Genomic DNA, 24,178 nt, shown 5'->3' with positions numbered 1-24,178 from the left:
AATATCACCCACATTTCCTTTGATATGGGTGCAAAACAGGTAAATAATTGATTTTGCGAATTAATGGCGATTGTCCATTACGATATGAGATGAACACTTTTCTATCTGCATAATATTCTTCGAAATATCAAGTTTAAACTTCGGAGAGAAATTTTCCATTATTTCGATAAATTTCGGATAAAAGGAGCCAGTTCTTTTTCCATATTATTGGTACCTTTCTCCAAATGCTGAATGATTCTTTCCCGTTCCTCTTCCATTTTATTTTGACTCAACTTTTGCTGCCCCTGTAAAGATGTTATTTCCATTTCAAAAGCTACAATACCCTGCATCATTCCTTTTTTAAATTTTTCAGAAAGATCTTGCCACTGTTCCATATAAGACTGTTCATAAAAAGTTATCATCTGTTCTAAAGCCTTAAGCTTGGATGCATCATCTTTGATAATCTTGGCTCTTCCATAGGCATGTATGGCAATATAATCCCAAGTGGGTACACTTTCCTTCTTATTATAATGTTTTGGTGATATGTACGCGTGCGGCTCGGCAAATATAACAAGAGATGTGTTTGCTTCGATATACTTGGCCTGCTCATTGGCGATAGCAAAATGACCGCTTAAGCTCAACCCTTCGGAACTGCCATTCACGACAAAGGGTAATTGGGTAGCTATTGGAATCTGATCTTTACAGGTTACGATGGTAGCAAAACTGTACCGTTTCATAAAGGCAATCTTATCGGCCAGATTTTCGAATTTAAATGCATTGGGTATGTACATCGTGTTATGTTTTTTTTACAAAAATAGCTAAGGATATTCAGCAAATACAGTCTCAGTTTTGTTTTATTCGATAGATACAGTCAGTTAACCTTGTCGCTTTTTGTTTCATACATTCTCTAAAGAAAAAACAAGGGTTTAGACAAAACGCAATTTCATCAGAAAAGCCATCTCCCTGAAATAAGAGATGGCTTTTTTGGGTTCTAGACATGGGGGGGATTTTTACTTCCATCCGCCCCCTAAATCCCGATAAACATTCGTTACGGCATTGAGCTGTTCTTTTTTAGTTTCTATTAGTTCCAATTTAGAGGCTAAGGCATCTCGTTGCGTCATTAAAACCTCAAGGTAGTCGGCCCTCGCAGATTTGAACAGATCATTGGAAACGCCAATAGATCTAGTAAGTGCCGCTACTTCTTTTGACTTTAAATCATAACGCTGTTCAAGGTTATCGATTTTGGAGAGTTGGGTAGAAACCTCTAGATAAGCATTTAAAATGGTTCGCTCGTAATTATACATGCTCTGAAGCTGACGGGCATTGGCATTATTAAATTCTGCTTTGATACCCTTCTTATTAATTAGTGGCCCGGCGATATCTCCAGCTAAAGAGTAGAGGATTGATTCTGGAAATTTCACCAAATAGGATGGCTTAAATGCCTGTAATCCAAAAGCGGCAGAAATACCGAAGGATGGATAAAATTCAGCCCGAGCCACTTTTACGTCTAGCTTTGCTGCTACCAGCTCTAGTTCTGCTTTTTTGATGTCTGGGCGGTTTGCTAATAACTGTGACGGTATGCCTGAACGAACGGTTCCAGGTACTGCGCTTAAAAAACTATTTTTATCTCTTAGTATTTCTTTGGGGTATCGACCTAGCAAAAAGTTGATCCTATTCTCTGTTTCCTTTATCTTTTGAAGAACTTCAAACTCCAAGCTTTGCGAATTCAACACTTCCGCCTGAAATTTCTGAACAGCCAGTTCGGTTGCTCTGGCGGCTTCTTTCTGAACTTTTAAGATTCCCAAAGCATTTTTTTGCAGTTCGATATTTTGCTTAATAATTTCCAACTGGTTATCCAATGCCAGCAATTCATAGTACGAATTAGCCACTTCGGCAATCAGGCTGGTCAATACAAAATTTTTACCTTCCACTGTTGCTAAATACTTGGTTACAGCTGCCTTCTTTGCATTATGTAGTTTTTTCCAGATATCTACTTCCCAGTTAGCAAAAACCGCCGCAGTATAATCCATCAGCGGATCAGGAACCTCCTTTCCTGGTTCAATCTCTGTTGATGCATCGCCTGCACCTTGACTGGTATATCTTCCTACTTTTTCAACGCCTGCCCCCAATTTTGCACCAACCGTTGGAGACAACGGGCCTTGCTTGAATCGGATATCGTTCCTGGCGATTTCGATCTCCTGTAGCGTGATCATGAGCTCCTGGTTATTTTTCAGCGCCGTATCGATCAGGTCTACCAAGTTTTTATCTGTAAAAAAGCTTCTCCACTGAATCGTAGACATGGTGGTTGTATCCCGATTATTATTATAGGATTGGGGGACGGATTTGTTTTCTCTTTGCTGCACGATAGCGGGAACCTTACAGCTTGCCACAGCCAGACAAACACCCAGCAAGCTGATTTGCCGATATCTCCTAAATTTATGCATAGTTATCAATTTCTTCAGTTAAAGGATTTTCTTCTTCATTTTTAACAAGTACACGACCCTCAGCAATTTTGCCGAAAACGTAGTATAATCCCGGTATAAGCAGCACACCGAAAACAGTACCGAAAAGCATCCCTCCAGCAGCTGCTGTACCGATTGTTCGGTTACCAATGGCTCCTGGGCCTGAAGCAAAAACCAATGGGATCAGACCTGCAATAAAGGCGAAAGAGGTCATAAGTATTGGACGGAACCTTACCATAGAACCTTCTTTTGCTGCTTGCAAGACGGTCGCACCCGCTCGATGCTGCTGAACAGCAAACTCCACGATCAGCACCGCATTCTTACCTAATAAACCAATAAGCATAACCATCGCTACTTGCGCATAAATATTATTCTCTAATCCTAATAGCTTCAGTAGTAGGAAGGCTCCGAAAATTCCAGCCGGTAAAGAAAGAATTACTGCCAGCGGCAAAATAAAACTTTCGTATTGCCCTGCTAGAATGAGGTAAACGAAACCAAGACAGATGAGAAAGATATAAATGGGCTGATTACCTTGGGCAACTTGATCTTTGGATACACCTGCCCAGTCTATCCCAAAGCCTCTCGGTAGCGTTTTTTTCGCCACTTGGTTGATCGCTTCTATGGCTTCATAGCTACTATGCCCCGATGAGGGCGCGCCACTTATTTCTGAAGCATTATACATGTTGTACCTAGTGATTTCTGAAAGTCCGTATACCTTTTCCATTTTCATAAAAGCGGAGAAGGGTACCATTTCGTCACGATCGTTCTTCACGTACAGCTTCAATATATCTCTAGGCAACGCTCTATACTGGGGTAGTGCCTGTACCATTACCTTATAAGGACGGTCATATTTGATAAAGCTTGTTTCATAATTACTCCCTACCAATGTGGAAAGCGTGTTCATAGCATTTCCAATGCTCACTCCTTTTTGCTGCGCAATTGCATTGTCAATACGCAGCATATATTGAGGAAAACTTGCACTATAAAAGCTGAATATGGACGATAGCTCAGGGCGTTTGCTTAGTTCTTTCACAAACTCGGTGCTCACTTCTTCCATTCTTTTATAATCGCCAGACCCTTCTTTATCTAGTAAGCGCAGCTCGAAACCACCAGCAGCCCCATAGCCTGGCACAGCAGGTGGCTGGAAGAATTCAATGGTGGCTCCAGTTATGTCTTTGGACTTTTCTTCTAATTCTTCAATCACTTCACTAGCGGAATGTTTTCGTTCTTCCCAGCTTTTCAGGTTGACTAAACAAGTGCCGGAATTAGCTCCGGTTCCTTCCGTTAGGATTTCATAACCGGCAAGGGAGGAAACAGATTGTATGCCTTCGATACCTTCGGCTATTTTTTGTAGCTTCTCGGCAATTTGATTCGTTCTTTCTAATGATGAACCAGGCGGCGTTTGAATGATGGCATAGAACATGCCCTGATCATCATTAGGAATGAATCCTGAGGGAAGGCTATTATTTAGGAACCAGGTTCCAGCGCAAAAGGCTATCAGCACAATAAATGTAATAGCTCTTCGGTGAACAACAAGCCCAAGCACTTTTTGGTATTTGCCGGAAAGCCTATTGAATGCCTTATTAAACCCTCCTATAAATCTATCTACAGGCGTGATCTTCTTAGGTTTTCCGTGGGCGTTATTGAGAATAATCGCGCAAAGGGTGGGCGTAAGGGTAAGGGCCACAACTCCCGAAAGGATAATGGCGGTTGCCATCGTTATGGAAAATTGCCTATAAAATACCCCTACAGGTCCCGACATGAAGGCAACAGGAATAAATACCGATGCCATTAAAAAAGTGATAGCGACGATGGCACCACTTATCTCCTTCATTGCTTCCTTAGTAGCCTTGACTGCTGAAAGATGTTTTTCTTCCATTTTCGCGTGAACCGCTTCAATGACGACGATGGCGTCATCTACTACCACACCTATTGCCAGCACTAATGCAAATAGGGTAATGAGGTTTAAGGTAATGCCGAAGAATTGCATAAATAAAAACGTTCCTATAAGGGATATTGGCACCGCAATAGCAGGTATAAGGGTAGAACGTAAGTCGCCCAAGAACAGAAATACTACCAAACCTACCAAGATGAAGGCTTCCACGAGGGTGTGAATCACCTTGTCAATTGAAGCGTCCAGAAATTTAGAAACGTCATAGCTGATTTCATAATCCATTCCTTTTGGAAAAGAGCTTTCTTTAATTTCCTTTAATTTGGCTTTTACGTTATTGATGACTTCGCTGGCATTACTTCCATACGACTGCTTTAACACGATGGCTGCAGAAGGCTTGCCATTGAGATTTGAATAAATATCGTACATCGAGCTTCCAAGTTCTACATCTGCAACATCTTTCAGATGAAGTATTTCACCGTTCGCGCTGGACCTTAAAATGATGTTTCCATATTGTTCTTTTGTACTGAACCTTCCAGGATATTTTAGGACGTATTCAAATGCTTGCGATCTTTTACCTGAGCTTTCTCCCGTTTTTCCGGGAGAAGCCTCCAAGCTCTGTTCACCCAGTGCCTCCATTACTTCTTCAGCAGAAATCTTATAAGCCAACATGCGATCGGGTTTCAACCAGATCCGCATGGCATATTCACGAGTGCCTAGGATATTTGCCACCCCAACCCCGTCTACTCTTCTCAGCTCCGGTAAGATATTGATATCTGCATAATTATAAAGAAATTTCTCATCGGCATGTGGATCGTCACTGTGAAGGTTAACATACATAAGCATGTTGGGTTGCTCAAGGGTAATCTTTACCCCTTCTCGTACGACCAATGGCGGTAGTTTATTAACCACAGATGCGACCCGATTTTGAACATTTAAGGATGCTTGGTTAGGATCGGTTCCGAGATTGAATACCACCTGTATGCTCGCCTCACCATCGTTACCTGCATCTGAGGCCATATATTTCATCCCTGGCACACCATTGATGGCTCTTTCTAGAGGAATAACTGCCGATTTGATTAATAGTTCGCCATTTGCTCCAGGGTACTCTGCTGTAATATTTACTGTAGGCGGTGAAATCGAAGGAAACTGTGTTACTGGTAACTGGATTAGGGCCAGAATACCCAGAAAGACAATAATAAGCGATAAGGATATAGAAAGAACCGGTCGCTGTATAAATTTGTTAAACATAGTTTGTACTTTTTTAATTAAACTATTATTCCGTTCTCAATCGTAAATGGGAAATAACTTCGTTAGGTGCCTGATATTCATAATGAATCTTTTCATCATCTTTTGCTTTCTGAACACCTTCGAGCAATATCTTGTCGCTCTCTGAAAGGCCGCTTTCTACCACGTACAGATCAGGGATTTCGCCACCGATCGTAATATTTCTCGATTTTACTACATTATTTTTGTCTATTACAAAGGCATATAGCTTATCTTGGATCTCGTAGGTTGCTTTCTGTGGAATAACTAATGCCTTACTGAGTGGAACGGTCATGAGCACCTTTCCCGTTTCACCATTTCGCAAAAGTCGATCTGGGTTTTGAAATCGCGCTCGGAAGGCAATATTTCCAGTCTCGCTGTCGAACTCACTTTCAACGGTTTCCACATCTCCTTTGTAGGCTAATACCTGGTTGTTTGCTAATAGTAAGCTTACCTTAGTATTTCCACGACCTTTTTTATTGGTTTCGTAATCGAGGTACTCAGGTTCGGATACATTAAAATAAACGAACATCTGACTATTATCCGAAAGACTCGTGAGTAATTCGCCTTCGTCAATTAGGCTTCCTAATTTTAATGGAATACGGTCGATAGTTCCGTCAAAGGGAGCCCTGATCTCGGTGAAAGATAGGTGGAGTTTGGCGAGGGCAACTTCGGCCTTTGCCTGTTCAAGTTTGGCCTGTGCCATGGCTTGCTCATTTTTTGAGACGACATCTTTATCCACCAAAGTCTTGGTATTCTGCAGCTCTATCTCTGCCGCTTTAGCTTCAGACTCTGCCTTCAGCAATTCTGCTTCATACATCTTCGGCATAATTTTAAACAGCAGCTGACCTGCTTTCACAAACTGGCCCTCATCTACATAAATGTTTTGTAGGTAGCCTTTTTCTTGCGCTCGAATTTCAATGTTCCTAACAGATCGAATCTGTGAAACATACTCCTTAGTAAATGAAGTATCAATTTTTAAAGGACTGGTAGCCGTATATTTACTGGCTTCTTCCTTTTTTTCTTTTTTGGACGTGCAGCTTGTATAAGCAAATAGCCCACACAGACCCATGAGCATTAGTATTCTGTTCATGCTTTAAGTAATATTATTAAATGATTTGATGACTCGGAATCTAAATTCCGTAGAATGCGAAGAGATATCAGTTTACAGGTTTGAACCGGGAATTATTACGGTCCACACGCTGTCACTGACGTATTTAATGAATCAGATTCTTAATGTTCTTTGTAGAATGTACTTATAAGATGCTGTGTAAGAAAAATGTTTACAAAGAGGTAAACGCTTTTTTTCGTAATAGTATAAACAAAATAAAATAGATCCGTAGACTATTATTACAGAGCTATCGACTAGCAATATATCTTTTCGGGAAAAGACTTGACTATCATCTTCATTTTCGATATCGAAGAATTCTTCTTCTTCAATTAAGATCGTATTTTTTTTGATGATATGCCCTCGTTCGACCTTGCTTAATTTTGATTTTGCAATCTTTTGAATAGGTTGAATCTGGGAGTGGTAAGTACTACTATTATATTTTACCCCTGCATATGCACTATCATGCGCTTTTAGAAGCAGGGAAAAGAGGAATAAAAAATAGATAACTACAACTTTCATAAGTCGGCCTCAAAATTAATATCTTGCATGACAGTTATAGTGTACATAACATTTTTTTCAGTCAGAATTTTGTCATTAATATTAACTGACTTATGCGTACTTTATTGTGTTTGAAAAAGAGTCTATCACGTAGCCCTGAAAAAACTTCCTCTCACAGCGGTAATGGAATTCGTTTCAGCACTTGATCCTCTATTTTAATAGTGAATATACCATGTGTCTGCTATCTCTGAAAAAAGGAGTTTAATTTCTAAAAAGTACACAAAATCCTTTTTAGACAAATTTTACTTAATTTAAGCATCGTTTTTCGTTTTAGCATGGTGTCTTTATGCTAAAACGTGGATGAAGAAGATTTAACTTGTTTAGCTTTTATAATTTTAATTCGTTAACCATAAAAAATGATTACCAGAAGGGACTTTATCTCACATACCTGCATCGCTGCATCAGGATTTTTAATAGGTGGTACTACCTTAGCAGCGGCACCTAAACCAAGGTATAAAATGGGCCTACAATTGTTCACTATCCGCGATGCAATGGCTAAAGATCCTATTACGACTTTGAAAGAAGTGATGTCTATTGGCTATGAAGATACGGAGACCTATGGCTTTGACCCCAAGGTAGTTTCTTATTATGGTTTAAAAGCAAAGGATTTTAAGCAATTATTGGACGATAATGGATTGACCACCACGAGCGGCCATTATGATCTGTTTCGCTATTTAAATGTTCCCGACGCTGAATTGCTCGCTTATGTAGACCAATGTATCGTGGGAGCAGATGTGCTTAAGCAAAAATATATCACTTGGCCCTGGCTGGATCCCAAGGATAGGGACATCGAAAAATTTAAACTACTTGCATCAAAATTGAATACTGTTGGGGAGCGGATCAAGAAAGCAGGATTAGGGTTCGCCTATCATAACCATAACTTCGAATTTATCGACCATGATGGCGAAATCGGTTACGATATCATCATGGGGGAAACAGACCCTAACTTGGTAAAATTGCAAATAGATCTTTACTGGGTAGCGCGTGCATCGAAGCGTACACCCGCTGAACTTTTTAGAAAACAACCTGAACGTTTTGTGATGTGGCATATAAAAGATATGGACAAGGTCAGCCAAGACTATACAGAACTTGGAAACGGCTCGATTGATTACACGGCAATTCTTCCTGACACGGAAATTGCAGGAATGGAATTCTACTACCTCGAGCAGGGCGGTAATTTCCGTAAGAATTCTATGCAGAGTATAGCGGAGAGTGCAGCGTTTTTTAAAAGTAATTTACAAAGCTATTTATAGCGCACTGTGCGTCTGCCTCTTCCATAGCTACCATCCATGATTTTTTCAAATTCATAATCATAGTGTATTTAAGATAAATCACGGGAATCAGTGATCTTCCATTCGAGACAAGCCGTTACCTTTGAAAATAATTTTTAAAGAATGAGTAAGATAATCACTTTATTCGCTATTGGTTTCTATTGCACTGTTGGAACCGTTTCCGCACAACATCCTATCCCTGACTTTATAAATCACAGCATCGACACCGTTAGCTATACCGACAAATCTGGAAATCATATACTATTACTCAGCAGCTCAGGAGAGATCTCCGGATCTGAAGATGGCACCCACAGCAGCTTTATCCACATGACCCATCAACTCACCAGAAATGATAATAACCAAACACTTTGGGAGATTAAAGATGGTGTAGAGGATTGTCCGGTAGATGTGGAAGCCAAATTCCTAGCTAAACCTCGGTTTACAGATTTTAATAATGATGGCGTCATGGAGGTATGGATTATTTATCAAATGGCTTGTAAAGGCGATATTAGTCCTTCAACCGTTATTGTAAAAATGATGGATGAAAGGGGTATACCCTCTACATTGGAAAGTGCACAGCTTATAGAGTATCCTGACGGAACAACAGAAGGAGGAGATTCTTCTTTCGACATTAATTTTATGCAAAAAAGCGATATTTATCGAGCGTATGCACTTGCTTTCATAAAGGAATTTTATATGGTGAAATTTAAATAATTAGTAAATAAACTCTTCTTTATAGCCCAATCAACACCTAAAATCGTAGGCATATTTCACAAATATCAATATTAAATATATTTCGAATCATATCATTAAAATATATTTGTTGGAAGACATCGTTTCTGTATTCGATCTTTCCGTAACTTTAAATTTTTTTTTTACACTAAATTAAAAATAGCTTATTTTAATAAGGACCGTTATTTTCAATAAAGAACAAAAAACAACATCTTCTCTGAACTTAGTATATTTCCTCTATTACAATAAGCTCCAAATGGCAGAGGAGAGAACCAATAAACTGCTTTTATATGCCACGCGATTATATTGCATATAAAAAGCAATTTATCTAAGTTTGAACCTTACATTTATTAAAATGACGCTCAAGGCAACATGAAAATTGAAACACATAGAATAAACGACACAGAAATTGCAGAAATTATTTCAGAAGAGGTAATAATTGAATCTGCAGAAGATGGATTGGACTTATTGGGCAATATATATTATCTGGGCTTCGATAAAATGATCATTCACGAGAAAAACATCACGCCCGCTTTTTTTGATCTAAAGAATGGAATGGCTGGTGAAATACTTCAAAAGTTTTCTAACTACCGCATCCGGCTTGCATTAGTAGGTAGTTTTAATGACTATCTAGGAAAAAGTATAAAAGACTTTATTTATGAAAGTAACAACGTTGGACATATCAATTTTGTGCCTTCTGTAGAACTCGCTGTACAGGTACTTTCAAATTAAAGCATGCTGAATATGTCAACACATAGGATGGTTTCATGCTATGTGTTTCGATAGAAAAAATATATTGCCATTGGGTATCTATACTATAAATCGAATCTGATTAATCTTGATTTCGGAATGGTAGCATTGAATAGACTACACAAGCTAACAGACTACATAAATCCTAAAAGAGTATTAAAATACTTACTTGTTTGGTGTGAAAAAGGTAGTGCCACAATAATGGTTGACGAAAATCAGTTTTATCTCACCCAGCATCAAGTACTTACCATCACTTCTGGACAGGTTCACTTTTTTAAGGATATCAGTGGCCTTATTTATGTCTTGGAGTTCTCTCTTGATTTTATTTGCAAGGATGATAATGACATTGAACTTATCTTTCACAATGGTTTGTTCTGTCATTTCGGGATGAATGAAATCATCACCGTAAACCCGCCCGGTAATTTCAAAGCCCTACTAACAAACATAGCCAATGAATTACTGGTAAAACCATATCAATACTTCATCTCAATCCGTTCTTATATTCAACTCCTGTTAGTTGAAATGAATAGAGTAAAGATTAATAAGGGTGACAAGATATGGAAACCCGATGCTTTATTTCTCCGTTTTTTAGAAGAAGTACGAAATAATTTTTCAGCGAATTATTCTGTCGCCCAAATTTCGTTCAAACTACATACTACCGAATATGGCCTTAATGAGCTATCAAAAATACATACTAATAAAACAGCCCAAAATGTAATTTATAGCCTTATCATTTCAGAAGCTAAGCGTATGCTCATTTATCAAAATCTGCCAATAAAAGAAATTGCATTTCAATTAGGTTTTAATGATCCCTTCTACTTTTCTAACTTCTTTAAAAAGCATACTGACTTTTCGCCTAAAGACTATAGGAAAAGGTTTGCTATCTGATTTTATATGTTTTTTTGAAGATTATCTATTTTTTCAGCAGGTCTAACAGTGCACCTTTGTATTGTTGTTTGTATTGCTTTTAGATTCGAACGTTTTATTAGCAACATCCCAAGCCATATATAGGCGATAAATAATTTATTGAATGCTTAAATTATAAAAATTATGAGTACTGATATTAATGATTACATCGTAAAAAGCACAAGCACTGAATGGTTGCCGCTGATTGAAAAGGGGACACATTATGAAGGGATATTCGTAAAATCGCTTCGATATGATAAAGCTACACAACGCTCCAAAACTATTTTACTTAAGTTTGAGGCTGGTGCTAGTTACCCCTATCACATCCACCCAGGTGGTGAAGAATTATTTGTTTTAGAAGGGAATGCCATTATCGAAGGGACATTGCTCACTGAAGGAGACTATTTATATACACCACCAGGTTTTAAGCATGCTGTAAAAACTGATACTGGTTGCCAAATACTGCTTGTTATACCCCAAGAGGTTGAAATATTGTAATTGATGTTTCTCTATTAAATTGCTGTGATTTTTGGCATTGAAATTATAGTAGGAAATAACCGGTTTACAATCATTAGGCGATACCTATTTTTTTTGTTGAAAAATCTAATTCAATAGTTTAATAAAATTTTAAATGATTACCTCTGAAAGTCTCTTAGATATTGTACTTGTTCCCGGCTTTATGGCGGATGAAACATTATGGGCAGATATGGACATGGCACTACGAGAAGTTGGGCGACCTATAAATGCCTCGTTAACACATGGAAACACCATTCAGGAAATGGCTGCTCACATCCTTAATTCCGCTCCTCCGCATTTCATACTTATTGGTTTTTCTCTGGGTGGTTATATTGCCAGACAAATGCTACGTATAGCACCCGAAAGAGTAACAGCGCTTATCCTCATAGCGTCTTCCTTGCACCCAGATACCGTTGAACAGAGAAGAAGCAAAATCTCGGCTGTACAAGCGATGTCTTCTGCTTCTTTTGGAGGTTTAAGCAAGGCGGCTATAAAACTTTCCTTACATCCGCGGCTGGCTAATAACAATGCGTTATTAGAGCGCATCCGAATGATGGGAATAAGGCTTGGCAAGGATGTGTTTGTTCGCCAATCAATGCTGCAACGCGAAGACGATCGGGAGTGGTTAGGTGGCATTAACTGCCCAACTTTGGTTATCGGTGCAGACGAAGATCAATTGCGAAGCTTAAACGAAACGAAAGAACTGTATCATGCTATACCGAATGCTGAACTAAAAATGATATCCAATAGTGGGCATATGATACCTGTTGAACAGCCGCAAGTTCTCGCTGAAACAATAATTTCATGGATTAGAAAAAGGACTTAGCGAAACAAAGAGCTTTATTTTTATTTAAGGCCGCTATTAAAAAAAATAATCCGATGATAGTCGAACTTGCTGATGTTTATCGGAAAGTGAGGGATTACCTCGCTTTGTTCAGTGATCCCTGAAAAGGGGCTTCAAAGCAACATCAACCGCTCACCACGTTCGTTATTTTTGTTGTTTCTGATCTTTTGTTCGAGCAAGCTCGCAAAAGGCTAAAAACAACAAAACCCGGCTGTTGCCGGGTTGATATTACTTTGGCGGAAAGTGAGGGATTCGAACCCCCGGTCCTGTTACAGACAACGGTTTTCAAGACCGCCGCATTCGACCACTCTGCCAACTTTCCAGCGGCAAAGATATAAATTATATTAAGATGTACACATCTTATTTAATTTCTAGAATAGGACGTTTTATTTCCGGCGTTCTTTGGCAACAGAGATTATTTCCAATTAGTTTATCCTGCTAAATTTTCCTACACTTAATGGTTATAATATGATACTATTTTTAAAGGTATAACAAATACCACTACATGATTAAAAACCAATTCTTGGAAGGAAATCGCAGCATTTTTTATCTAAAGGTTAGCAAGCGAGCCTTATAAAAACTACTATTGTAGTTGTATAATTACAAAAATAGTTATATAATTGCTGTATGAAAAGACTGAGTGAAAAAGAAGAAGCTTTAATGCAAATTGTTTGGACGCTTAAAAAAGCCTTTGCAAAAGAAGTACGCGAAGAGTTACCGGAACCAAAGCCCCACATCAATACTGTTGCGACAACAATGAAAAGACTCGCTGATAAAGGGTTTTTGAAATTTGAAGATTTCGGTTCTACATATCGATACGCAGCCGCCATTACTAAAAAGGAATATACAACCCGCTTTGTAAAGCCCTTATTGACCGGATTGTTCGGTAATTCAATGAAAAATGTGGTTAGCTTTTTTGCTGAGGAAGAAGATATATCAGTAGAAGATCTTAAGGAAATCATGGATATGATTGAAAAGAAAAAAAGATAAAGCTATGGAATCATTGACTATATACTTTTTGAAAGTTAACATAATCGTATCTAGTTTCTATTTTTTCTATTACTTATTCTTTAGGAAAGAGAAATTCTTGGTTTGGAACCGTATCCTTTTACTTGCCGCCATCATATTATCTTTCACTCTGCCATTAATCCCATTAGATAATATTTTCAACTTTTCAAACAACCGTCCTGTACTCTTTCATATTAGTAAACTTTACGAAGTATCTGCAAAAATTAGCACCGTCCCAAACCATGCTGTGGTTGAAATCCAAAAGCAGGGGTCTTCTATTTATCAAGGCTTTCCTATATTTAATATATCCGCCAAACACCTAACTATCATTCTATATTTATTAGTAAGTGTGATATTAGTCGTTAGGCTTACTATACAGATGTTGAGAGTTTTACAGATAATTAAACGAAGCGAAAAATATAGATTAAAAGGCATTGTTTATTGTAATCCGCAAAAAAATACTGCTGTTTTTTCTTATTTTAATTACATAGTAATAAATGAAGAAAACTATAATTCGGAGCAGTATAAACATGTAATACAACATGAAGAAGCACATTGCAAACAATGGCATAGCGTTGATATCTTATTGATTGAACTTTTGCATATTCTTCTTTGGATAAATCCGCTAGTTTTACTATTAAAAAAAGACCTTAAATTGAATCTCGAGTATCTGGCGGACGAAGCCGTGATAGCTTCTGGTACCCCTATTAAAAATTACCAGTATTATATACTTGAGAAATCTATGAAGTCGGCCAATCTATTCTTAGCCAACTCTTTTAATGCCTCTAAAATAAAACAACGTATATGGATGATTAACAGAGAAAGACCTTCGAATATACGGTTACTTAAATATTCAATGCTTATTCCATTACTGTTTAGCATATACATCACACTTCAAGCATCACATAACATTCAAAAGCCAGAAAGTAATAGTGCCCTTTATAAACTTTATAATACTTTAACTGGTTACTATCAATTTATCAATGCCAAACATGTGCTTATACATATTATAAACCAAGATGGAAAACTTGTGTTGGAACAACTCTGGAATAATGAAAAGATCATTTTTGAAGAAAAAGATAATCTTGAATTCTATAATGAACACAGAGACTTTCCATTAAAATTCATTAAAGCAGGAGATGGAAAAATAAGACAGCTGTTAGCATTTGACAAAGATCTATGGAATAAAGTGGATGATTATAATGCCTTTCGTAAACACGAAATAAAATTGCCACAGGCACAATTAAAAGCAATGGAAGGTTATTATCAATTTGGAAACGACCCCAAATATTTTCAAATTATTTCTGATAATAAACATTTGATACTTAATGAACTATGGACAGGAAAAAAGATAAAATTATTCTCCGAATCCCCGTTCCATTTCTTTTCTAAACAAGGAATTTTCCCCTTGGAATTTATTTGTGAAGAAGATGGAAGCATTACTAAAGCAATAGCTTTTGACAAAGATCTATGGCATAAAGTAAAGGATTATAGACCGACTGTTAAACGAATTGTAGCACTCACTAATGCCCAATTGACGGGTTATGCAGGCAAATATAGTTCTAGAACGGATTGGATTTTAACTTTTAAAAAGGAAGGTAAACATTTACGAGTGTTCGCAAATGGAGAGGACCATGGCGTTATATTAGCTGAAAGTCAAAATAAGTTTTTTATGAAAGGAGATCCAACAACAACGGTCGAATTTATAAAAACACTAGATGGTACTTATAAAGCTCGTTTGATGCAGGAGGGTATTCCTATAGATGCTAAAAGAATTTTATAAAATATCTAAAATAGTACTATAATTTATAAGCTTGTCTATTTTTTGTATAAATCAAATATAATTAATCCTTACTAACCGCTTAAATATGAAAAATGTGCACCTAGCAGTATTGATTTATTTATTGTTTATAGCTCCTTTTCGTCCTTTGTCAGCGCAAACAAATGTACAACGTATAAATGTTACTGAACTAATAGATTCGCTTACGAGCACTTTGGATAATTATTATGTTTTTCCAGAAAAGGCTGAATTAATAAATAAGCATTTAAGACAGCAATTAATAAAAAAAGCCTATGAAGGAATAAGTGATCCCATGAAGTTGTCGGAAAAATTGCTTGATGATATACGATCTGTTCATACAGATCCACATATGCGGATCTATTATGACTCACTTTTCACAAATAGAAATAAAGGCGAACAGAAACCCTCGGCGGAAGAAATAGAAGAACTTAAGAGATTAGAAAAAGAACAGAATTATCTTTTTAAAAAGGTGGAAGTATTACCGGGAAATATTGGCTATCTTCTTTTCAATGGATTTTCAGGTGATATAGAGGGCTCTAAGTCTACCGTATCATCGGCACTCAAATTTCTAATTAATACAACGGCTATTATTATTGATCTACGATCGAACGGTGGCGGCAGCCCCGAAATGGTTAGTTATATCGAAAGTTATTTCTTCCAACAAAAAACACATATGAATGATATTATTGACCGACTAAGTAAGGATACTAGTTACTTTTATGCTGATCCTGCAAAGACAGCAGGAATAACACTGAAAATGCCCGTATATATCTTAACTAGTAAACGAACCTTTTCGGGGGCAGAAGATTTTAGCTATGGGATGCAAAGTGTAAAACGGGCAATTATTGTAGGTGAAACTACTGGCGGTGGGGCACATCCAACGAAGCCTTTTCTCCTTGGTCAGGGATTTCAGATTAATGTCCCTTTTGCAAGGTCATTAAATCCTTATACCAAAACGGACTGGGAGGGAACTGGAGTAAAACCTGATATTCAGTCTTCTGCAAATGAAGCATTGAAAATCACACAAACAACAATCTTGCAAAAACAACTCGCAGGTATTAAAGATGAACAACAAAAGAGAAAAATTCAATGGGCAATAGACCGATTATCTGCAAGTGAAGAATTTACCTTGTCTTCTGAAACACATAATCTATTTCCAAGTACCTATACGGGTGGATTGAATTTTTACGTTGAAAAAGACAAAATTTTATGTAAAAATAACGAAAGGGGTGGAGAAATTTTTGAGTTAAAGCCTATCAAAAAGAGTCTTTTCACACTGGATGAAAATGCTCACGTTGAATTTATTAAAGATAAAAGCGGAAAGATATCCTCCATCAAGTTACTTTTCGAAAATGGAAGGATTGTAGATAAACCGCGAATTAATTAAACCATTATAAAATCCAAATTATGCTGGCTAAGTCATTTAAACTTCTTTTGCCAATTTTCCTCTGTTTTTCTTTAATGGCAAATATTGTTGTAGCACAGTCTAATATTGACAATTCTTTGCTTAAAAATATGACTGGCTACTACAAACATGAGCAATTAAATGACATGTATATACAAATACTTGTTGAGGGAAATCAGCTCAAGCTGATTCAACAATGGGATTTTAAAGAGATACTTTTTAACCAGCAGTCGTCTTTTGAATTTATTAATACGGAAGAAAACTTTCCGTTAATATTTAGTAAAAATAAAACCGGTGAAATAGATCAGTTCTCCGCTTTTGGAAGAGATCTCTGGATCAGAGATCATAATTATAAGCCTGAAAATCCTAGAAATTTGAGTCCTTCCGAGGCGAAAGCCTTACAAGCGCTAATGGATAGCAAGGCAGAAAAGTTAATAAAATTAATTAATAGCCATTCTAACGATAGTATTAAAGCATTTTTGAAAGAACATTGTTCCGTATCCTTTCAACAATATCACAGTGACTATTTCAGAAATCGTATCCATATGGCCTATCGATTTACAGGTGAGCTCAATATTTGCAAAAACACTAGGTTTATTCATAAAGCAGCGCTAGCGGATTACCAGGCTAAAGGTAAAATCTTTAATAATGCTTTTGAGTTCAATATAAAACTGGATAAAGACAATAAAATTAAACTATTTAACAGTAGAGTGATTGCCAATAAATACCAAACAAAAAAGATAAAAACGGAGAAAGACTTGATAGAAGATGTTCAACATATCTTAACAACACTACAACAAAAAGATCTTTTTTCAGGAACTATATTAGTGGCAAGGGGAGATAGCGTGCTCTTACAATATGTCTGTGGTGACGCTGTAAAAGAATCACATAAAAAGAACGATTTGGATACACGAATTAATCTTGGTTCAATGAATAAAATGTTTACGGCGTTGGCAATTATGCAACTAGCTGAAAAAAATAAACTTAAAGTAGCTGATACCGTTTCTAAATATTTGGATACTAGCTGGCTGTCTAAGGAATTAGCTGATAAAATAACAATCCATCATTTACTCACTCATACTTCTGGTTTAGGAGACTTCTTTAACAGAGATTTTGATGATACCTCGGATGATACTTTTACAACTCTTGACGGATATAGACCCTTTATAAAAACAAGCAGCTTATCTTTTAATCCGGGATCAAATTGGCAATATAGCAATACCGGCATGATACTTTTAGGTGCAATTATCGAAAAGGTTTCTGGAATGAATTATTTTGATTACGTCAAAAAGCATATTTATACACTGGCAGGAATGACAGCAACTGATGTGTATAATATCGACGATAGCCCTCAAAATGTCGCTCTTGGATACACTTTTCAAACTGATGATAGTTACAAAAGCAATTTACACTCCAGTTATACAAGGGGTTCATCTGCCGGCGGAGCTTATTCTACAATAGGTGATCTGCACCGTTTTGCTATTGCACTCACTTCAAATAAGCTTGTTTCGGATTCCTCTCTCACAAAAATGTTTACCTATTATGCTGGAAAACAATATGGTTATGGCTTTCAGCTCTGGAGCTCTTCTAATAATCTAATTGTAGGTCATTCAGGTGGTGCTCCTGGTATCAGCGCTGTTGAATATATATTTCCTAAAAGCGGTTATACTATAGTTGTTCTATCCAATTATGACGTAGGATCTTATTATTTAGGGGAATATATATTAAATAGTGTGAAAATATTATTATCTACGAAGATATAGGCTAGTTAATTTTTTGTTGCTTTTTTTGTCACGGCAAACATGGTTCTTGTTAAAAGAGCTCCCATTTTTTACAGAAGCTCTTCTTTTCATTGTCGGGATGGCCGGATTTGAACCGACGACCTCCAGCACCCCATGCTGGCGCGATACCGGGCTACGCTACATCCCGAGGTTTTTGGGATGACAAACATATACAAAAAAAAATTTATTCGCAATTGTTTGCTAAATGGACTAATATAAAACAGCTGCCAAAAACTTTTATTCTTCTCACATTGTTTATAAGTATCTTATATGATTTCACATTAAAGTAAATGATAACCTGAGCAACTAAATATCAAACTATATATTTTAAGGTATATCTTCTGATTTTTATGCATTATATATCCATTTTTTTATAGGAAAATACGGATTCATATCGGACTTACTATGGACTCACTACGGACTCATTCATAATTTTATTATAATAGTGTCCTACTTTGGTTCTAACTTATACGAGCCATAATACAGTAACTATAACAAATTGGCAAGAAAGTATCAGATATCTTATAGGTTAGTCTAGTTGATGTCACTAAACATTGTACCTTTGAAAAAAAATAAAGGAATGCCCATAAATTTTTTTTCAGAAGACATTGTTTTCACATTGAAGAATAAAATAGCTATTAGAGAATGGATTAAAAATACCATTCACGCGGAAGGATTTAAAACTGGAGAAATCAGTTTTATTTTATGTAGTGATGAATACTTACTCAAAATAAACGTTGAATACTTAGATCATGATACCTATACCGATATTATAACATTTGATAATAGTGAAGAACAGGACGTAATAGCGGGAGATATATTTATTAGCTTGGAACGAATACAAGAAAACGCTGATAAGTTTAAAGTATTACTACAGGATGAACTTTGCCGGGTTATTATCCATGGAATTTTACATTTGTGCGGTTATGCAGATAAAACACCTAATGATAAAAAATTAATGACGGCAAATGAAAACAAGTATTTAGCATTACGAACTTTTTAACATTTTTTTTGCTGTTTAACAAAAAGAGCTCTAAAATTTAGAGCTCTTTTTGTTAAAAATACTATTTATGTATTAGTCTCTTGACCTAAATAATATACTTGCATAATAAACAAGTGTTGCTAATGATGATAATGCAGCTACTACGTAAGTCATTGCTGCCCACCATAATGCATTTTTAGCGCCATCATGCTCTTCTTTGCTCGCCATAATACCTTTATTCGTTTCCAACCAAGCCAATGCTCTGTTTGAAGCATCAAACTCCACTGGAAGTGTTACAAAACTAAATAAAGTAACTAATGCTAAAGCCGCTACACCAACCGCTAATACGTATATATTACCCGAAAAAATAACTAACATCACACCAATCATCAGTGTCCATGACGTGAGTGTTGAAGCAACATTAACAATAGGAACCATGGCAGATCTAAATTGAAGCCATGTATACGCTTTCGCATGCTGCACAGCATGACCGCATTCATGTGCTGCTACAGCCGCTGAGGCTACGCTTCTTCCGCTATATACTTCAGGACTAAGATTAACCGTTTTATCCGCAGGATTATAATGATCTGTTAACCTGCCTTCCACCGACACGACCTTCACATCATAGATATTATTATCGTGCAGCATTTTTTGGGCGATTTCACTTCCTGACATTCCACTACTTAGAGGTGTTTCAGAATGCTCCTTAAATTTACTTTTAAAGCGCCATTGCACTATAAAACTTATGATCGCGATCCCTATTAATAACAAATATTCTACTGGCATATCTTTTTATCCTTTTAATTCTTTTTATTACATCAAACTGTATACCGATATATGCTCATTTATTTAAACTAATAAATTTACCTATTTTTCTGATATTTTTAACCAAAATAAAACATTCATATTAGAATTGAATTAAAAATAACTGCTTAAGTGTCATCACTTTTGATATCAAACTGACATATTATCAGTTAACAATACATACATGATAAGCTATCATAACAAAATATTCAAAGCTAAAAACTAAAGGACACGGATATTTTGGTAAACGATAATATATTATAGCATTACAATAATAAGATCTTTTCTAGCTAACTTTGTCTCAAATTCATGCACAACCTATGGAAAATTTAGTTATTGTTATTTTACTGCTTGCTCTTCTATTTATTCTTTACAATTTCACAAAACGTACTAACCAAAACAATGAGGTCATTATTCAAGATAATCAGCAACGGGATGAGCTATTGATAAAAGTAGCGAAAGCCGAACAAAAGGCTGAAAGCTATCGATTGGAAAACGAACGTTTATTAACTGCAATTGAAACAGAAAGGGAAAGAGCTGCAGCTGCTGAAAGAACAATAGAAAGTATGAATGCATACTTTGAATCACAGAAAGATAAATTAGAAGAACAGAAGTTAGAGTTAAGTAATATTAAAAGTCATTTTAACAAAGAATTTGAGCTTATTGCAAATAAGATATTAGAAGAGAAATCAATCAAATTTACAGATACCAATCACAAAACAATCAATCAATTACTTGATCCTTTAAAACAGAATATTAAAAATTTTGAGGAGAAAGTTGAAAAAACATATACACACGAAGCTGCTGAAAGAAATTCACTGAAAGGTGTAGTTATGCAATTAATGGAACAAAGTAAATTAATTAAAGATGAAGCAATTAATCTTACAAGAGCGTTAAAAGGAGATCAAAAGAAACAAGGAAACTGGGGTGAAGTTATTCTAGAACGTGTTTTGGAACGTTCCGGACTTATAAAAGACAGCGAGTACCGATTACAGGTAAGCTACAATACAGAAGATGGAGCACGCATGCAACCAGATGCTATAATTGATTTACCTGAAGATAAACACTTAGTTATTGATGCTAAGGTATCACTTATTGCCTACGAGCGCTGGGTCAATACACCATCGGAAGAAGAAAAAGAATTATATGCTAAACAACATAGTACCTCTATTAAAAATCATGTGACTGAGCTGTCACGAAAAAACTATCAAGACTTATACAAGATAAATTCACCCGATTTTGTTTTGATGTTTATGCCTATAGAATCGGCTTTTAGTATGTCTATTACGTATGAGCCAGAACTATTTAGTGATGCTTGGGATAAAAGAGTTGTTATTGTTAGTCCATCCACCCTCCTTGCTACTTTAAGAACAATTGCAAGTATTTGGAAGCAAGAAAGACAAACACGTAATGTACTGGAAATAGCAAGAGAAGCTGGAGCGCTTTATGATAAGTTTGTCGGTTTCACTGAAGATATGGACAAAGTAGATAAGCAAATAACTATCTTAGCACGAACACATGAAGATGCAAGAAAAAAACTAGAAACAGGAAAAGGTAGTGTGATTTCAAAGGTAGAAAAACTTAAAAAGCTAGGTGCTAAGGCCAGTAAGCAGATAGATATTAACTTATTTGAGGATGATGAACTTATAGAGAGTCAACCCGTTTCACGTGAAACGGATTAAAAAACAGTATGAAATTTTTAAATATCTAATTATACACTCCCAGCATCTATCACTTAGAATATCTAGCTAAAAGCATTCCAGCCTTGCGCCTTAATCGGATGCATATTTCCCGCTTTTGAAATCAGATTACAGCCAGCATTTTCCTCTGTTATATAGCCTATTATACTTATATCAACGTCACCTTTAATCTTGTCATAGTCGGCTTGTTTCACCGTAAATAGTAGCTCATAATCTTCACCTCCACTTAATGCACAAATAGTAGGATCTAATCCAAATTCCCTAGCAGTATCAAAGGTCATCTGATCTATAGGAATTTTATCTTCATATAATTTACAACCTTTTTTCGATTGTTTACAAATATGTAATACTTCAGAAGCTAATCCATCTGAAACATCAATCATAGCAGAAGGTTTTATACCGATATCTTTAAACAAATGAATAATATCTTTACGCGCCTCAGGCTTCAATTGCCTTTCAATTATATAATCTTTACCTTCTAAATCTGGTTGGATATTAGGATTTTCCAAAAATATTTGCTTTTCTCTTTCTAGAAGTTGCAAGCCAACATATGCTCCTCCTAAATCTCCTGAAACGCATATTAAATCACCTTCCTGAGCACCATCACGATACGTTATATCCAAGTCATTAACATAACCAATACTTGTTACGCTTATTATTAGTCCCTGCTTCGACGCAGATGTATCGCCTCCAACTAAGTCTACATTAAATTTTTTACAAGCTAATATGGCACCTGCATAAATCTCTTCAACGGCTTCTAAAGGAAATTTACTTGATAGTCCTATAGAAAATGTTATTTGCGACGCAATACCGTTCATCGCATATATATCACTTAAATTTACTTGTACAGCTTTATAACCCAAATGTTTAAGTGGAACGTAACGTAAATCAAAATGTACCCCTTCGAGCAGCAAATCTGTTGATATAAGTGTTTGATTATCACCATAATTCATAACAGCCGCATCATCTCCAATTCCCTTTACCGTAGAACTCTCCGTTAATTCTATAGATTTAGACAGCAAATCTATCAGTCCAAATTCTCCTATCTTTTCAAGGTCAGTATTTTCTTTATTATCAAACATTACGAATTATTTATAATCCAAGCTTTTCTGAAATTTCCAACATTCTTTCTATAGGTTTGCGTGCTCTAAAAATGACATCTTCCGGTAAATCTATTTCAGGTAACTCAAAGCGCATAGCATTATAAAGTTTCTCCAATGTATTTAACTTCATATGTGGACAATCGTTACAAGCACAAGCATTATTAGGTGGTGCTGGGATAAACGTTTTACCTGGATTAGCTTTCTGCATTTGATGAATAATACCGCTTTCCGTAGCCACAATAAATGTATCTGCATCCTGCTGAATAGTATACTTAAGTAAACCTGTAGTAGACCCTATGTAATCTGCTTCACTTAAAATATGTTCTTCACATTCAGGATGGGCAATAAATTTAGCACCGGGATATTGTTCCTTCAATTTACCTATTTTTTCTTGAGAAAAAATTTCATGTACCATACATGCACCATTCCACAATACTAAGTCTCTACCAGTTTTACGTTTTACATAATCTCCTAGATTCTTATCCGGACCAAAAATTATTTTTTGATTTTTTGGAAGGCTTTCTACGATCTGTACTGCATTAGAAGACGTACAGACAATATCACTTAACGCCTTTAATTCTGCAGTACAATTTACATATGTTATCACGATATGGTCGGGATATTGCTCTTTAAACTTTGCAAATAGATGCGGCGGACAGCTATCGGATAAACTACACCCAGCCTTTAAGTCTGGTAATAAGACTTTCTTTGTTGGAGACAGTATTTTAGCAGTTTCTGCCATAAAATGAACACCAGCAAAAACAATAACTGATGCATCTGTCTTAGCCGCTTGCTGCGATAGCCCTAAACTATCTCCTATGTAATCAGCTATATCTTGTATTTCTGGCTCCTGGTAATAGTGCGCCAGTATAACTGCATTTTTTTTCTTTTTTAGTTTGTTGATTTCCTCTACTAAATCCAATCTGGGATCTATAGCCTCATCTATATAACCTTTTGCGTTTAGCTGTTCAGTGTAAGCTTCCATTATTTGGGGCTGTTATTTTTACATTACAAAAGTAAGCAAAGAAATTGAATTCGGATTTTCACAGTTTTTCACATACCAATAAAGAATAATAATCTTTTTTATAAAAAACTTTTTATTGTTTATTAGGGTGTTAGTATTGTTAAGAATTTGATATCATTTCTATTTGGTTTTACCTGTAGAATTAATTTGTTAACATTTTTTTAACATTATTTAAACCGTAAACTACTGATTTACAAACGACATTTATTTCAGCAGATTTTCTTTCAATATTTTTATGTCAGTTCTTTTAACAAATGTAATCGTTAATAACTGCTATATAAAGT

The 24,178-nt window shown here is 36.2% G+C and carries 19 protein-coding genes and 2 tRNA genes; 12 read left to right on the top strand and 9 right to left on the bottom strand.

Annotation, left to right across the window (positions count from 1 at the left end; translation table 11 throughout):
* Nucleotides 1-158 precede the first annotated feature (158 nt).
* The 4 genes from BMY50_RS15280 to BMY50_RS15265 form a co-directional block, all read right to left on the bottom strand.
* Nucleotides 159-770, bottom strand: a complete 612-nt coding sequence (locus BMY50_RS15280) for an FMN-binding negative transcriptional regulator (RefSeq protein ID WP_093326266.1) — start codon at nt 768-770, stop codon at nt 159-161.
* Nucleotides 771-989: 219 nt separating this feature from the next.
* Entirely contained in the window at nt 990-2,423 is a 1,434-nt protein-coding gene (locus BMY50_RS15275) for a TolC family protein (RefSeq protein WP_093326265.1), read from the bottom strand.
* Nucleotides 2,416-5,583, bottom strand: coding sequence for an efflux RND transporter permease subunit (locus BMY50_RS15270; RefSeq protein WP_093326264.1), 3,168 nt, complete (start codon nt 5,581-5,583; stop codon nt 2,416-2,418). Before BMY50_RS15270 ends, BMY50_RS15275 begins: the two co-directional genes overlap by 8 nt.
* A gap of 25 nt (nt 5,584-5,608) precedes the next feature.
* A complete protein-coding gene (locus BMY50_RS15265; protein ID WP_093326263.1) occupies nt 5,609-6,691 on the bottom strand; it encodes an efflux RND transporter periplasmic adaptor subunit in 1,083 nt (360 codons plus the stop codon).
* 932 nt (nt 6,692-7,623) lie between these two features.
* Between BMY50_RS15265 and BMY50_RS15255 the strand changes: the two genes are divergently transcribed.
* The 6 genes from BMY50_RS15255 to BMY50_RS15230 all read left to right on the top strand — a co-directional run bounded on the left by BMY50_RS15255 (nt 7,624) and on the right by BMY50_RS15230 (nt 12,268).
* Nucleotides 7,624-8,520, top strand: coding sequence for a sugar phosphate isomerase/epimerase family protein (locus BMY50_RS15255; RefSeq protein ID WP_202907858.1), 897 nt, complete (start codon nt 7,624-7,626; stop codon nt 8,518-8,520).
* A 141-nt stretch (nt 8,521-8,661) separates the two neighbouring features.
* Nucleotides 8,662-9,252: a M949_RS01915 family surface polysaccharide biosynthesis protein gene (locus tag BMY50_RS15250; RefSeq protein WP_093326261.1), complete on the top strand. Its 591-nt coding sequence runs from the start codon at nt 8,662-8,664 to the stop codon at nt 9,250-9,252.
* 390 nt (nt 9,253-9,642) lie between these two features.
* Nucleotides 9,643-10,002, top strand: a complete 360-nt coding sequence (locus BMY50_RS15245; protein WP_093326260.1) for a DUF4180 domain-containing protein — start codon at nt 9,643-9,645, stop codon at nt 10,000-10,002.
* A 117-nt stretch (nt 10,003-10,119) separates the two neighbouring features.
* Nucleotides 10,120-10,908 (top strand): helix-turn-helix domain-containing protein, encoded by a 789-nt coding sequence (locus BMY50_RS15240; RefSeq protein ID WP_093326259.1) that lies wholly within the window; start codon nt 10,120-10,122, stop codon nt 10,906-10,908.
* Nucleotides 10,909-11,070: 162 nt separating this feature from the next.
* Entirely contained in the window at nt 11,071-11,424 is a 354-nt protein-coding gene (locus tag BMY50_RS15235) for a cupin domain-containing protein (protein ID WP_093326258.1), read from the top strand.
* Nucleotides 11,425-11,557: 133 nt separating this feature from the next.
* Nucleotides 11,558-12,268 (top strand): alpha/beta fold hydrolase, encoded by a 711-nt coding sequence (locus BMY50_RS15230; protein ID WP_202907857.1) that lies wholly within the window; start codon nt 11,558-11,560, stop codon nt 12,266-12,268.
* 252 nt (nt 12,269-12,520) lie between these two features.
* Here the strand turns inward: BMY50_RS15230 and BMY50_RS15225 are convergent.
* Nucleotides 12,521-12,608: transfer RNA gene (locus tag BMY50_RS15225), tRNA-Ser, on the bottom strand.
* Between the two features lie 305 nt (nt 12,609-12,913).
* Between BMY50_RS15225 and BMY50_RS15220 the strand changes: the two genes are divergently transcribed.
* The 4 genes from BMY50_RS15220 to BMY50_RS15205 all read left to right on the top strand — a co-directional run bounded on the left by BMY50_RS15220 (nt 12,914) and on the right by BMY50_RS15205 (nt 18,263).
* Nucleotides 12,914-13,276, top strand: a complete 363-nt coding sequence (locus tag BMY50_RS15220) for a BlaI/MecI/CopY family transcriptional regulator (protein WP_093326257.1) — start codon at nt 12,914-12,916, stop codon at nt 13,274-13,276.
* A complete protein-coding gene (locus BMY50_RS15215) occupies nt 13,257-15,077 on the top strand; it encodes a M56 family metallopeptidase (protein ID WP_093326256.1) in 1,821 nt (606 codons plus the stop codon). The genes BMY50_RS15220 and BMY50_RS15215 overlap by 20 nt, the downstream gene beginning before the upstream one ends.
* 85 nt (nt 15,078-15,162) lie before the next feature.
* On the top strand, nt 15,163-16,482 hold the full coding sequence (locus tag BMY50_RS15210; RefSeq protein ID WP_093326255.1) for a S41 family peptidase: 1,320 nt from the start codon (nt 15,163-15,165) through the stop codon (nt 16,480-16,482).
* A 128-nt stretch (nt 16,483-16,610) separates the two neighbouring features.
* A complete protein-coding gene (locus tag BMY50_RS15205) occupies nt 16,611-18,263 on the top strand; it encodes a serine hydrolase domain-containing protein (RefSeq protein ID WP_162276604.1) in 1,653 nt (550 codons plus the stop codon).
* Between the two features lie 92 nt (nt 18,264-18,355).
* Here BMY50_RS15205 and BMY50_RS15200 read toward each other — a convergent pair.
* Nucleotides 18,356-18,429 (bottom strand) — tRNA-Pro (locus tag BMY50_RS15200).
* Between the two features lie 432 nt (nt 18,430-18,861).
* On the opposite strand from BMY50_RS15200, the gene ybeY reads away from it, so the two are divergent.
* On the top strand, nt 18,862-19,284 hold the full coding sequence (gene ybeY / locus BMY50_RS15195) for an rRNA maturation RNase YbeY (RefSeq protein WP_093326504.1): 423 nt from the start codon (nt 18,862-18,864) through the stop codon (nt 19,282-19,284).
* 72 nt (nt 19,285-19,356) lie between these two features.
* On the opposite strand, the gene BMY50_RS15190 is transcribed toward ybeY, so the two are convergent.
* A complete protein-coding gene (locus BMY50_RS15190) occupies nt 19,357-20,049 on the bottom strand; it encodes a zinc metallopeptidase (protein ID WP_093326253.1) in 693 nt (230 codons plus the stop codon).
* Between the two features lie 338 nt (nt 20,050-20,387).
* Between BMY50_RS15190 and BMY50_RS15185 the strand changes: the two genes are divergently transcribed.
* Nucleotides 20,388-21,749: a DNA recombination protein RmuC gene (locus BMY50_RS15185; RefSeq protein WP_093326252.1), complete on the top strand. Its 1,362-nt coding sequence runs from the start codon at nt 20,388-20,390 to the stop codon at nt 21,747-21,749.
* Nucleotides 21,750-21,811: 62 nt separating this feature from the next.
* On the opposite strand, the gene thiL is transcribed toward BMY50_RS15185, so the two are convergent.
* Nucleotides 21,812-22,849, bottom strand: a complete 1,038-nt coding sequence (gene thiL, locus BMY50_RS15180) for a thiamine-phosphate kinase (RefSeq protein WP_093326251.1) — start codon at nt 22,847-22,849, stop codon at nt 21,812-21,814.
* Between the two features lie 10 nt (nt 22,850-22,859).
* Nucleotides 22,860-23,855 carry a quinolinate synthase NadA gene (gene nadA, locus BMY50_RS15175; protein WP_093326250.1) on the bottom strand — a complete coding sequence of 332 codons (996 nt, stop codon included), beginning with the start codon at nt 23,853-23,855 and terminating at the stop codon, nt 22,860-22,862.
* Between the last annotated feature and the right edge of the window lie 323 nt (nt 23,856-24,178).

Source organism: Olivibacter domesticus, assembly GCF_900109575.1.
Classification (GTDB): domain Bacteria; phylum Bacteroidota; class Bacteroidia; order Sphingobacteriales; family Sphingobacteriaceae; genus Olivibacter; species Olivibacter domesticus.
This window is presented reverse-complemented; position numbering and strand designations above follow the sequence as displayed.